The following is a 13,184-nucleotide window of genomic DNA, read 5'->3' on the forward strand; positions in this document are numbered from 1 at the left end:
GAATAGTTTAAAAGATCAGGCTAACGCGTTGCGAAGAAATACGTTCATTGGATAAAGCTTGGTTACTGCTTTTAATATTTGATCAACCGCTTTATTTGATATTATTTCTTTATCGGTAAGCGGATGCCAGGCAATAAAACTTTTAAGTTTAAGGAGATCGATATTTTCATTATCTGCATCGTAACCCTTCGGTGTAGTTTTTAATTGATCCTGCTTGCGGTACTCGCCAAAGAGTTTGATAAACTCTTTGTCATCTATGACCTTTTTAAGATCATCGGCATTGTAATCGATCTCCTGGCGGATAGCTTTCAGATGTTCAGCTTCTGGCATCCAGTAGCCACCGGCTATAAATGACTTGCCACCGGGCTGGATATGCAGGTAATATTCTACCCCACCATTTTTACTTCCCTGCGTTGGAAAACTTACGCCGAAATTATTTTTATAAGGAAGTTTATTTTTACTAAAGCGTATATCGCGGTAAATCCGCATCACGCATTTTTTCGGGTCAAGATCGGCGCTTACGGCAGGATCAATTTTGTGCAGTCCTTCAAGTATTTTTGCAGTAAAAGCGATAACATTTTCACGGGCAGCTTCGTAACGCTCCTTATTCTCCTGAAACCACTCACGATCATTATTTTCTACCAGTTCTTTTAAAAAGGTCAGCGTTTGGGTTTGTATCATTTTCAAAAGCTGTTGGCAGGTTGCTTAATTTAAGTTAAGTTTCTGGTTGGGCATGTTGGTTAGGTCAACATTTTTACGGCGGTATTTTTTGTACCATATAAAGCCCAAAACACCTATAGCTAAATAGGGTGCGGCCAGCAGGTACATGATACCTTTGTTTAAGCCCTTGGCCTGTGCCCCACCGTTCTCAGAGTTTGTTTCAACCGTTGCCGTACACATGGCACATTGTGCTCTTACAGGAACAGTTGAAGTTATCATTAAGCCAAAAACAAACAAAACGAATAAGAACTTCAATTTCTTTTTCATAACACACCAATTAAAAGTGGTAGTACGGTTTTATCATCAAATATACAACAACGCCTGATATTGTAACGAATAGCCATAATGGAAACGTCCAGCGGACCAATTTCTTATGTTTTTCTACCTGCATTTGTAATCCGCGGTAAAAGCTTAGCAATATTAGGGGTAATACACCCGCGGCTAACACAATATGCGGCACTAATATAGCCAGGTAAATGCTTCTTGAGGCACCTGCAGTTGCCTTCTCAGCAGCTGATAACACACCGTCGCCATTAGTGTCGCCATACAGGGTATCGTTACGCATTAAATAGTGAAACAGAATATAAGACACCAGGAATAACGATGAAAGGCAGAACGTGAGGATATTTATACGCTTGTGTAAAGCAATATTACCGTGCTTTATAAAGTAAAGCGAAAGTAACAACAACAAACTGCAAGTACCGTTAAGCACAGCATTTATTAGAGGCAAATAAGGTGTAAAGGCCGGTGGCGTTGCCGGGCCGGGTATTAGATGCCTGTTCAAAACTACAACCACGGCAATTACAAAAATTGTTATACCGGCTACAAATCGAAATATAAATTTATCAGTCATTGTTATTTTAAGTGATTCAGGAATCAAGACAACAAGAATCAGGATTCCATTCTATTACTATTTCTTTATGCCAGTAAGCAATAGTCTTGGTTCTTGAATCCTGACATCATGCTTCCCTTTTTAATAAAGCGCTTTATCTACTTTTCGCAGTTCCTCTGCTATCTGTACTTTTATCTCATCGTTCAGCTTCGTGATATCGGTGTTGGTAGTTCCTGAGTAATATCCGCGAATTCGCTTCTCGGCATCTATCAAAATAAGTTTGTCGCTGTAGATAAACTCATCTTTACCGGGTACCTTCAGCGCGTCAACCAGGAAACCTTTACGGGCTAAGCCGTAAATTGATGTTGTATCGCCAGTTAGGAACAACCACTTATTGGTTACTTCAAACTGCCTGGCATAATCCTTTAACACCGCCGGCTTGTCTTTATCAGGATCAACCGTGATAGTCAGGAAGTACACCATAGGGTTTTTGCGGTAGGCATATACCAGTTCGCTTACATTCTTGTTCACCGTGTTGCAAACTGTTGGGCAGCCGGTATAAAAGAAATTGGCGATAAATATCTTTTTATCAAAGTTCTTAAAAGAAACTTCTTTACCGTTCTGGTCGGTAAGCTCAAAGTCAGCAAGCTTGTGATAAATAGTATCAGGTATGTATTTACCATGAAACTTGTGGCCGGTTTTCGCTACCTCCTTAGGACCGTAAAAAGGCAGCGGTTTATACCGGTTTTTGCCTTTTGCGGTTAGTAGATAATATAAAAATCCCGGTAACGCTAATATGGCTACCAGGATCAGTATCTTTTTCGTAAAAGAAGCTTTGCGCATTATCCCCTCAGGTCAATCCAGTAATGGCTTTCATTGGTAAGTACCAATATCAAACCTATGATGAACAAGATAGGTACAATAATGGCGATCATTAAGCCAATACGCTCAAACTTTAAGTGCATAAAAAATGCAACGATGTAAAATGCTTTAAATAACGTTAACACAATGTATATTGGGTTAGCGATGTGCAAAGGCATATAGTTATGCGGAACCAGGAAAAGAGCGATAAAGAACTCTACCGCAGTAATAGCTGATAATATACCGGCTACTTTCAGGATCCTGCCTTTGGTCATTCCTTCACCGTGGTGCTCGTCTTGGTGAAGTTCTTCTGTATGTTGTGATGACATGATATCTTGTAATTATAAAATTAAACTAAATAGAAGAAAGTAAATACGAATACCCAAACCAAATCTACAAAGTGCCAGTAAAGGCCGACTTTTTCTATCATTAAATAGCTGCCACGTTTCTCATAGGTACCAGCTAAAACGTTGATGGTAATAATGATGTTGATGATAACCCCGCTAAAAACGTGGAAACCATGGAAACCTGTGATAGTGAAGAACAGGTTGGCAAACTGCTGGGTGCTAACTGCCGATATGTCTTTTTTAGTTTTGAAATATTCGCCTAATTCATGCGGAATGCTGCCCCACCAGAAACCTTCGTGATGTAAGTGGCTCCACTCTAAGGCCTGGCAACCCAGGAACATGAAACCACCGATAACGGTAGCGATCATCCACCCAACAACCTCTTTCTTCGCCATTCGGTGACCGGCCTCTACAGCCAATACCATTGTTACAGAGCTAAGGATGAGGATAAAGGTCATGATACCCACAAACACAAGCGGTGCACCATGATCTATCATGCCCGGTACAGACTGGAATATCAGGTCGGCCATTGGCCAGGTGTGTGCGCTGAAACGAAGGGCGCCGTATGCGATAAGCAATGATGAGAATGTGAATGCATCTGATAACAGGAAGAACCACATCATCATTTTGCCATACTCAACGTTGAACGGTGATTTACCACCAGCCCACGGCGTAGTTTTTAATTCATCAATAGAAGATACTTGTGCACTCATTGTGTTTTTAATATTGGTTCAAAAGTAAAAAAACATACAGATAAATCCATATAATATCGACAAAATGCCAAAATATTGAGGACATCTGCATACTAAACAAATTTTTAACCTGCGCTACATTCCTGTAGCTGCGGATAAGTGTATTGATTAAGAGTAATAAGCCTGCTAAAATATGTAAAAGGTGCATCCATATAAATACATATACGAATGATTGTGATGCATTGGGATTGCTGAAATAGACACCCATTGAAGGTAACAGAATTAGCCATGCATAAACCTGTACTACCAAAAACGCTGTACCTAAACCAATAGTAAGCCAAAGGTACAGCCGCTGCTTTGCAAACTGTAGCCTTTTAGCTGCCTGCGATGCCATAAACATGGTAATACTGCTGGCAGCAATAATAATGGTGCTGTATAAAAAAATTGGCGGCATTTTAAAATTTAAGCCGTGTTTACCACCACCTGCGTAAACAATAAAACCACTTGTTAACGCCGCAAAAAACATGAAAGATGTGAATATGAATACCCACATGTTAAACTTTTTAGGCGCCAGGTTTAATTTATCTTCTTGCTGTATCTGAGCCATCATTTTGCTATAAAATCAAATAAAAACATTAACTGCACAATTGGCAGATAATAAAAAGAACCGAACATCAATGTACGCGCCGCTTTCACTTCAAGCGTGCGTAAAAGGTTAAACGCCTGATATAAAAATATCAAACTCATTAGCAGCGATACGCCACCTACATAGTAACCACCATAGCCGTAAATAGTTGGCAATAAACTTACAGGCACCAATACCACTGCAAATACAAATGTGATCAACGCGCTGGTTTTATCACGTTTGGCTGTTGGCAGCAAACGGAAACCGGCTAATTTATAATCGTCATCCAAAACCCATGCTATGGCCCAGAAGTGCACAAACTGCCACACAAACTGTATCACGAACAAGATAATAGCGATCTGATCTATCCTACCGTGAGGCTGGCCTGCAACGTACCCTATCAATGCGGGTAATGCCCCGGGTATTGCACCTACAAAAACTGCGATAAAACCATTCACTCTTTTTAACGGCGTATAAGCAAACGCATATAAAACTATAGAGAATACCGATAGCAACCCCGTTAATAAATTGAGCGAGCCTAACAAATAGGTACCCAGTATGCCCATGCCCATGCCTAAAACCAAACCTTGCCCGGTTGTCATTCGGCCTGCCGGCATTGGCCTATCCATAGTACGCTTCATTAACCTGTCAAACCGCACTTCGATAACTTCATTAAAACAGTTGGCCGCTGATGTTACCAAGAAGCCGCCAACAACAAGTTTAACCCAGTTCATCCACATGGTGGTACTGTAAAGCGCTCCCCATGTGTTACCCCCATTGGCTTTTACGGCTATGATAAAAGATATCGATGCCGAAAACGTAACCATAAAGGTTAAGCGCGTTTTTATCAGTTTTGAAAAATCACTTCCCTTCATTGCCCTGCCCCCTGCACGTTTTCTGATCTGAACAAATTAAGCAACAAATAAAACTGTGAGCCAAACATTAAGCTGGCCAGTACAATATGCGTTGCCTGCGCAAATGGCGGTAAGGCAAAGTATGAAAGAAATATACCTGTGATTATTTGCAGCATTATCATTAAAAAAGTAAAGCTCATTAACTGCTGCTGTATAGCGTGCCTGTTAAAACTTCTGCGTATTAAAGCATATAAAACCACGTTCAATATCAACACAATAACTGCTACGTCTCTGTGTTGGGTAAAGATGTCACCGGCCTTGGCAACCCAACTGTCCCGGTAACTGCCTTCGAGGTGAGTTGCCACAGCATCAACCTTTTCGCGTACTTCAGTACCAAAGGTTATCTGTAAGATGCTTATTGCTAAAACAATCAGCGTAAGCACCGCAACCAGTGGCTTAACGGTAACCTTGTAGCGACCCTGTACTTTTGCCATGTGATAGGTACTGATGCTGATGGCTAATATGGCCAGTGCCAGCAACATGTGTACGGTAACTATCCAGGCTACTAAATTTGTTGATACCACTATAGAGCCTAACCAGCCCTGAAAACCAACCAGAAACACATTAAATATGCTCAGGAATATGATCAACTTTTGGGTTCTGCGATACTTAAAGGAGTAAACAGCACATAATAGTAAAAACACTCCGGAGATAGCTCCTATCAACCGGTTGATATACTCCGTCCAGGTGCGAGCGGTATTAAAGTCTTCGGGTATCAGTATCGATTTGTCGTTGCGGATACGCATAGCTAATTGGCTATACCCAAATACATCAAGCATTTTGGCAAATCGCTGGTTCTTGGCCAAGCGCTTATCAACATAAGCCTGCTTGTAGTTGGCAGGTAATTCTGATATGCTGGTTGGCGGTATGTAACGGCCAAAACATTTAGGCCAATCCGGGCAACCCATACCTGATCCGGTGCTGCGCACCACACCACCTGCCAGTATCAGTACAAATAGCAGGATGATGGTTATCAGGTTTATTTTAATAAAGGTATTTCCGGATGCTTTTATGCCCATTTATATGTTCTAAAAAATTAGGGTATCTATTGAAGTCGCAAAGTTCAAAATTGAAAGTCAAAAGTCTGTTTAACAACTCAGGACTTAACACTTAAGACTTAGGACTTAAACAGATACCCTAAAAAGATCAGGCTGTGATATAATTACTTAACCTGTTCGTTGCTTTGCTGAGTATTTACCCACTTGCTATGCTCTTCTAAACCGGTAGGGTTATCTTCAAAGTCATGCGGCAGGTTAGAACTCATGGTTTGTGAAAGCGGTACAGTTTGCATAATGTAATCCTCTTCGGCACCAGGCTTACTGTAATCATATGGCCAACGGTAAACTGCAGGGATCTCGCCCGGCCAGTTACCATGGAAGTGCTCAACAGGTGCAGTCCACTCAAGCGTATTTGCTTCCCATGGGTTTTGTGTTGCTTTCTTACCAAAGAATATCGAATAAAAGAAGTTGAACAGGAATGCACATTGCGCCACGGCAGCCATAATAGCAGCCCAGGTGATAAATGTATTTACTGACAACCACTGCTTCATTGATTCAAACTCAGTGAACGCGTAGTAACGGCGTGGTACACCATCCAAGCCCATAAAGTGCATTGGGAAGAACACCAGGTAAGCGCCGATAAACGTAAACCAGAAGTGCAGGTAACCTAAACGCTCGTTCATCATACGACCGAACATTTTAGGGAACCAGTGGTAAACACCGGCAAGCATACCGAATATCGCCGCAGAACCCATTACCAGGTGGAAGTGAGCTACCACGAAGTAAGTATCATGCAGGTTGATGTCCAATGCAGCATTACCTAAGAAGATACCGGTGATACCACCAGAGATGAAGAATGATACCATACCGATAGCGAACAGCATAGCTGCTGTAAATCGGATGTTACCTCTCCACAAGGTGGCTAACCAGTTAAAGGTTTTTACTGCTGATGGTACCGCGATGATCAGTGTGGTAATCATGAACACACCGCCCAGGAACGGATTCATACCCGTAACAAACATGTGGTGACCCCATACGATGAATGAAAGTACAGTGATACCTATAAGTGAGTAAACCATCGCATGGTAACCAAATATTGGTTTACGTGAGTTTACAGACATTACTTCTGATGAAATACCCATTGCAGGCATAATTACAATGTATACCTCAGGGTGACCAAGGAACCAGAACAAGTGCTGGAATAAAATAGGGCTACCACCTTCAAAAGGCTGCACCTGTGTACCGTTCAGCACGATCTCTGACAGATAGAAGCTGGTACCAAAGCTGCGGTCAAATATCAACAAAACCACACCCGCAACAAGTACAGGGAATGATAGGATACCCAATACTGCAGTAAGGAAAAACGCCCAGATGGTTAAAGGCATTTTCCAAAGGTCCATACCTTTAGTACGCATGTTTAATACTGTACTAACGTAGTTAATACCACCCATTAATGATGATGCGATAAAGAACACCATACTTGTTAACCACAAGGTCATACCCATACCTGAACCAGGCATTGCTTTAGGCAAAGCAGATAAAGGAGGATATATCGTCCAGCCACCGCTGGCAGGGCCTTTTTGAACAAGGAATGATGAAAGCATGATAGCACTGGCTAAGAAGAAGAACCAGTATGATAACATGTTCATAAATGGTGATGCCATATCACGGGCACCTAATTGCAAAGGAATAAGCAGGTTACTGAAAGTACCGCTCAAACCGGCTGTTAGTACAAAGAATACCATGATGGTACCGTGTATGGTAACCAGCGCCAGGTAAAAGTTTGAATCTAAACGGCCACCCGGAGCAAAACGGCCTAATAATGTTTCCATTAATGGGAATGCTTTATCCGGATAAGCTAACTGGATCCTGAAAAGGATCGAAAGTATCATCGCGATAACCGCCATAGTTATACCTGTGATCAGGAATTGCTTTGCGATCATCTTGTGGTCCATACTAAATATATATTTAGATATGAACGTTTCTTTATGGTGGTGGTGTCCGTGATCGTCGTCGTGATGTGCTACGCTGTGATCGTGAACTGCTAATGTTGACATACTCGCTAATCTAATGTATTAATTGTTTAACGCTAATCTGTTTCCTTTTGCTTTAGTGCTATCTGCAGCAGGCGCATCAGCAAAATGTAATTGCTGCTTAAGCTTATCTGTAAGATATGGTTTTTGTTGTGCCAACCAGGCCTGGTACTCAGCCTCAGAAACAACACGTACAACCTTCTTCATGTTATAGTGGCTACCACCACATATCTTGTTACAAAGCACTTCATATTCAAACGTTGGTCTGTCTAATTTAGCGCGCATTTGAGCAGTAGTAAAGATAGGTTTGAATTTGAAGTAGGTTGGTAAGCCCGGCACCGCGTTCAGCTGCACGCGGAACTGTGGGATGTACACACTATGTATAACATCCTGAGCGTGGATATTTAACCTTACCGACTTGTTTACAGGGATGACCATGGTATCAGCCTGTAAATCATCATAAGCGTATTTGTCTTTAAAATCGATACCTAATTTGTTAGAACCATTAACCAATTTGTAGTCGGTTTTTCCTAAGCGGCCATCTTTACCTGAGTAACGAAGCTCCCATGCAAACTGGTGACCGGTGATATCGATGTTTATTGAAGCGGGTTGGCCTTTAGCATCAACACTGTTCATGATAGATTGCCAGGTGAAGAAACCGAAGATAACCAACACCGTTAACACGATGGCAGGTGCAATGGTCCAAACTTTTTCAATAGTATTATTGTGCGGCAGGAAGTGGCCACGACGTTTCGCGTTGTAACGATACCTGAACAAGAAAGTGAACAACAATATCTGGGTAATGATGAACACCGTCATGGTGATACCGGCAGTAGTCCAGAACATGGTATCTAAAACACCGCCGTGCTCTGATGCAGCGGCAGGTAGTATCATGCTACCTTGTACAGTGAAAGACCAGTAAACGCCGTACAAACCCGCTACAAGGAAAACAAGGCAGAATATCCCCATCACATTGTTCCAGTTGATAGGTTGTTTACCTCTTATCTGCTGAGTAAGGTCATACACACGGAATACTTTGCCAATAATGCCGATGAAGAAACATACCACAAGGAACATCAGGATATAATAACCTGCCGTTGCAAGGCCATTATCCTTAGGGGCATCAGTTGCGGTTGCACCTGCAGCCTCGGTACCCTGGGCAAAAAGCATGTCTGTGCCCGCAAGCATAAACACTGCTAAAAGCGAAAGTATCTTTTTAGAATTGAATAGATTTTTGAATCCCATTTTATTGGTTATTAGAAAATGCTTTATCCGGGTTGCAAATTTAACAATATTATCTGTGATGATGTAAGCTCTCTTGCAAGAACGGGTGCTTTTTAGGAACCAATGAAGGCGCCTTAGCAATTTGGGTTAATACTGTAAATATGAATAAACCTGCAAATCCCGCAAAAATACCTATCTCTTCAACACCGAACCCTCTGTGCGACTCTACAGTACCCGGCATGATCATCAGATAATAATCTAACCAGTGACCGGCAATAAGTATGATACATACCCACGTTAAACGGGTTCTCATACGTTTTGCATCACGAGACATTAATGCTAAAACCGGCGTAACAAAGTTAATTACGATATTTAACCAGAACCACCATTTATACTCGGGCTCCCAACGTTTGTAGAAGTATACAGACTCCTCTGGCATGTTAGCATACCAGGTAAGGAAGAATTGTGCAAACCAAACGTATGTCCAGAAGATTGAGAAACCGAAGATCAGTTTACCCATATCATGCAGGTGGTTCTCGTTTAACCAGCTAAAGTTACCGCGTTTTTGAAGATAGATGATCACCAATGTGATAACTGCCAAACCGCTTACGTGCATAGCTGCTAAGTTGTACCAACCGAACATAGTAGAGAACCAGTGAGCCTCTAATGACATGATAACACCAAACGCAAAGATCGGGAAGGTGAAGCCGAATATGGTAAGGAAGATACATGCGTATTTAAAGATCTTATCATAGTTAGCCATACCGCCTTCAGTATCTTCAGCTTCAGAAAACTTAGCCATTTTAATACCAAGGAAACTGTATATACCCAAAAGAACGATCAATACCGCATAAAAAAACGGGATATTTAAGAATCCTTTTTTACCATAGATGATAGCATCAAAGTTTTCGCTTCCGGGAGTAGTTATACCGTGAGCGGCCCAGTGAGCGTATAGGTAAGGAACTGTTTCTGTTTTACCGTGCTCAGTCACTGTATGGGTATGCAATAAACCTGCAGTGATGATCAGGATAAGGATAACGCTTGCTATTGGTAATACTTTGGCAAAAGCCTGTGGTATGCGTATCAATGATGCAGACCAGCCTGCCTGCGCCACGTAGTTGTAAGCGCTAAAGAAAATGCCTGCGATACAAACACATACAAAGAAGTAGCCCATTAGTAACAGGTTACTATAAACACGCTGTATATGGTCGCCACCTAAGATGAAACCGAACGCAATGCCAATTACACCCAGCACAATGCCAACCAAACTTAAAGTTTTGGCATTGCCTGCAAATTCAAAACGTTCGTCAAAATTATTATGAGTCTTCATTAATTAATAATCTTATAAAGTTTGTAAATGGTGTACATACATCACAATTTTCCAGCGTTCTTCTGGTGCAACCTGAGATGCGTATGAACCCATTGCGTTTACACCATAAGTTATAGTATGATAAATTTTACCATCGGTAAGATCTTTCATAGCACCACCACGTGATGATTGTCCTTTAGAGTACGATGGCGGCGGCGGATAACCATGCTGCACTACCGTACCATCGCCCTGGCCATTAACACCATGGCAAGGTGAGCAAAATGTTGTAAACAGCTTTTTACCGTCCTCGATATTGTTTGAAGTAAGCGGCAGCGGGTTTTTCACCTCAAGGCTGGCTTTCTCGTAACCATCTTTATTATTCGGATAGTCAAAGCGCTTAAAACCTACCGGTATAGTACCAGCTGGCGGGGTTTGTGCGGTTTGGCCGTTCTTAAAATTATCGTTAGGTTGGTCGTACTCGTAAGCTTTGTGCTCGTACATATTGGGAGCATATTCCCAGCCGGTGCTGCGTTTATCTTTGCATGATGTAATTACGATCGATGCAGCAATAACGAAAGCCGTTGTGCCCAATATTTTAATTTTATTCATAGCTAACATATTTCCTTTCGTTATGCTTCACTTCTACAGCGCCTGCGTCTTTTAACAAATTAGTGATATCATCATGCGGGATGTTACCTTTTGCATCAACAGCAATTATAAAGCGGTCATCTGTTGCGCGCAGGTCCATAACACGTGGGGCACGGCCCGGGAACAAGTGTGTTGCCGCAAAAAAGGTGAACGTCATACCGAAAGCTGTGAAAAGGATGGTCCACTCAAACATGAACGGTATAAAATCCGGCATTGCAAAACTTGGTTTACCACCGATGTTCTGAGGCCAGTCGCCTACCAGCGTGTAATAAACAATACTGGTGATAACCGTTAAACCAAGGCAGCCGAAGCAAAACGCTGCATAACCCAGGCGCGAATCTTTTACACCCATTTTGGCCTCAATACCATGTATCGGCATTGGGGTATAAACATCATAAATAGGTATGCTATTCTTTTGTAAGTTGGTGATACCCTGCATCATATCATCAGGATCATCAAAACAGCCCAATATAATTTTAGTCTTGCTCATTTTTATACTTTTTCGTAGTCAGCCATATCTACGCTGTCATACTTGGTTAACGACTCTTTGTAGTACTGAACTTCTGCCGGCTCTAAATGACCTTCTTTAATTTGTTTCAACTTAGCTTGTTCACTTGCAGTTTTCAATAACAGTTTCACCTCTGCAATTGCTACTGAAGGCAATACACGGATGAACAACAGGAACAAAGTGAAGAATACACCGATTGATCCGATGAACACACCTACGTCAACCCAGGTTGGGTAGAACATAGCCCAGCTTGATGGAATGTAATCGCGGTGAAGTGATGTTACGATAATTACGAAACGCTCAAACCACATACCGATGTTCACCACAATTGAAAGTGCCCATGAGAATGGAATGTTTCTGCGCAATTTGCTTGACCAGAAAAGCTGCGGAGAAATTACGTTACAGCTCATCATGCTCCAGTATGCCCACCAGTATGGACCGGTTGCACGGTTGATGAAAGCGTATTGCTCATATTCAACACCAGAGTACCATGCGATAAAGAACTCAGTGATATAAGCCACACCCACAATTGAACCTGTTAATAAGATGATCTTATTCATTGATTCGATGTGGAACATGGTAATGTAGTTCTCTAAGCCTAACACCTTACGGGTAACTAATAACAGAGTTTGCACCATGGCGAAACCTGAGAAGATTGCACCCGCAACGAAGTATGGTGGGAAGATGGTAGTGTGCCATCCCGGTTCCAACGATGTAGCAAAGTCAAATGATACAATGGTGTGTACCGAAAGTACCAGTGGTGTTGAGATACCTGCCAGAATAAGTGACACGGTCTCAAAACGCTGCCATGTTTTTAATGAACCTGTCCAACCGAATGAAAGGATCGAGTAGATACGGCGGCGTAAACCTTTAGCACGGTCGCGGATTGATGCGATATCCGGCAACAAACCTGTGTACCAGAATAATAATGATACAGAGAAGTAAGTTGAGATCGCGAACACGTCCATCATCAGCGCCGAGTTCCAGTTTACCCAAAGTGAACCGTATTGGTTTGGAAGTGGTAATGTGAAGTACGCTAACCAAGGGCGGCCCATGTGTGCTACGATGTATGTAGCGGCACAAATTACCGCGAAGATAGTCATCGCCTCTGCCGAACGGTTGATGGAGTTACGCCAGTTTTGGCTGAATACCAATAGTACCGCAGAGATAAGCGTACCGGCGTGACCGATACCTACCCACCATACGAAACCGGTGATGTCCCATGCCCAGCCTACGGTTTTATTTAAGCCCCACTCGCCCAAACCATACCAAAAGGTTAAGCTGATGGATACTACCCATAACATAGCGCCTAAGGCAGATACGATGAAGCCGATCCACCAGGCCTTGTTTGGTTTATTTTCTACAGGTAATAATATCTCGTTAGTGATGCGGGCATAGGTCATGTCCTTGCCTGTCATTAACGGTTCCCTGATTATCGATTCATGATGATGAGCCATATGTTATGATATATCT

The 13,184-nt window shown here is 42.2% G+C and carries 15 protein-coding genes; all 15 read right to left on the reverse strand.

The features are described from left to right. Positions 1–15 precede the first annotated feature (15 nt). The 15 genes from INP83_RS00780 to nrfD all read right to left on the reverse strand — a co-directional run bounded on the left by INP83_RS00780 (position 16) and on the right by nrfD (position 13,168). Entirely contained in the window at positions 16–681 is a 666-nt protein-coding gene (locus INP83_RS00780; RefSeq protein WP_219125934.1) for a DUF2461 domain-containing protein, read from the reverse strand. Positions 682–705: 24 nt separating this feature from the next. Then, the gene (locus INP83_RS00785; RefSeq protein ID WP_219125935.1) at positions 706–987 is read right to left on the reverse strand and encodes a hypothetical protein; all 282 of its coding nucleotides are present in this window, start codon (positions 985–987) and stop codon (positions 706–708) included. 10 nt (positions 988–997) lie between these two features. Further along, positions 998–1,573: a DUF420 domain-containing protein gene (locus INP83_RS00790; RefSeq protein WP_219125936.1), complete on the reverse strand. Its 576-nt coding sequence runs from the start codon at positions 1,571–1,573 to the stop codon at positions 998–1,000. A 120-nt stretch (positions 1,574–1,693) separates the two neighbouring features. Further along, on the reverse strand, positions 1,694–2,395 hold the full coding sequence (locus INP83_RS00795) for an SCO family protein (protein ID WP_146272319.1): 702 nt from the start codon (positions 2,393–2,395) through the stop codon (positions 1,694–1,696). After that, positions 2,395–2,742, reverse strand: coding sequence for a cytochrome C oxidase subunit IV family protein (locus tag INP83_RS00800; RefSeq protein ID WP_219125937.1), 348 nt, complete (start codon positions 2,740–2,742; stop codon positions 2,395–2,397). The genes INP83_RS00795 and INP83_RS00800 overlap by 1 nt, the downstream gene beginning before the upstream one ends. Positions 2,743–2,762: 20 nt before the next feature. Further along, a complete protein-coding gene (locus tag INP83_RS00805) occupies positions 2,763–3,473 on the reverse strand; it encodes a cytochrome c oxidase subunit 3 (RefSeq protein WP_219125938.1) in 711 nt (236 codons plus the stop codon). 7 nt (positions 3,474–3,480) lie between these two features. Beyond that, positions 3,481–4,062: a heme-copper oxidase subunit III gene (locus INP83_RS00810; protein ID WP_370630580.1), complete on the reverse strand. Its 582-nt coding sequence runs from the start codon at positions 4,060–4,062 to the stop codon at positions 3,481–3,483. Then, entirely contained in the window at positions 4,059–4,952 is an 894-nt protein-coding gene (locus INP83_RS00815) for a protoheme IX farnesyltransferase (RefSeq protein ID WP_219125939.1), read from the reverse strand. Before INP83_RS00815 ends, INP83_RS00810 begins: the two co-directional genes overlap by 4 nt. Continuing rightward, positions 4,949–6,010 (reverse strand): heme A synthase, encoded by a 1,062-nt coding sequence (locus tag INP83_RS00820; RefSeq protein WP_219125940.1) that lies wholly within the window; start codon positions 6,008–6,010, stop codon positions 4,949–4,951. The genes INP83_RS00815 and INP83_RS00820 overlap by 4 nt, the downstream gene beginning before the upstream one ends. A 143-nt stretch (positions 6,011–6,153) precedes the next feature. After that, positions 6,154–8,046: a cbb3-type cytochrome c oxidase subunit I gene (locus tag INP83_RS00825; RefSeq protein WP_219125941.1), complete on the reverse strand. Its 1,893-nt coding sequence runs from the start codon at positions 8,044–8,046 to the stop codon at positions 6,154–6,156. Between the two features lie 18 nt (positions 8,047–8,064). Beyond that, positions 8,065–9,267, reverse strand: coding sequence for a cytochrome c oxidase subunit II (locus tag INP83_RS00830; protein WP_146272314.1), 1,203 nt, complete (start codon positions 9,265–9,267; stop codon positions 8,065–8,067). A 49-nt stretch (positions 9,268–9,316) separates the two neighbouring features. Further along, a complete protein-coding gene (locus INP83_RS00835; protein ID WP_219125942.1) occupies positions 9,317–10,576 on the reverse strand; it encodes a quinol:cytochrome C oxidoreductase in 1,260 nt (419 codons plus the stop codon). Positions 10,577–10,588: 12 nt separating this feature from the next. After that, positions 10,589–11,164, reverse strand: a complete 576-nt coding sequence (locus INP83_RS00840; RefSeq protein WP_315898397.1) for a cytochrome c — start codon at positions 11,162–11,164, stop codon at positions 10,589–10,591. After that, a complete protein-coding gene (locus INP83_RS00845) occupies positions 11,157–11,693 on the reverse strand; it encodes a DUF3341 domain-containing protein (protein WP_146272311.1) in 537 nt (178 codons plus the stop codon). Before INP83_RS00845 ends, INP83_RS00840 begins: the two co-directional genes overlap by 8 nt. Positions 11,694–11,695: 2 nt before the next feature. After that, on the reverse strand, positions 11,696–13,168 hold the full coding sequence (nrfD, locus tag INP83_RS00850) for an NrfD/PsrC family molybdoenzyme membrane anchor subunit (protein WP_146272310.1): 1,473 nt from the start codon (positions 13,166–13,168) through the stop codon (positions 11,696–11,698). Between the last annotated feature and the right edge of the window lie 16 nt (positions 13,169–13,184).

The sequence above is a fragment of the Mucilaginibacter sp. 21P genome (assembly GCF_019331605.1).
Classification (GTDB): domain Bacteria; phylum Bacteroidota; class Bacteroidia; order Sphingobacteriales; family Sphingobacteriaceae; genus Mucilaginibacter; species Mucilaginibacter achroorhodeus.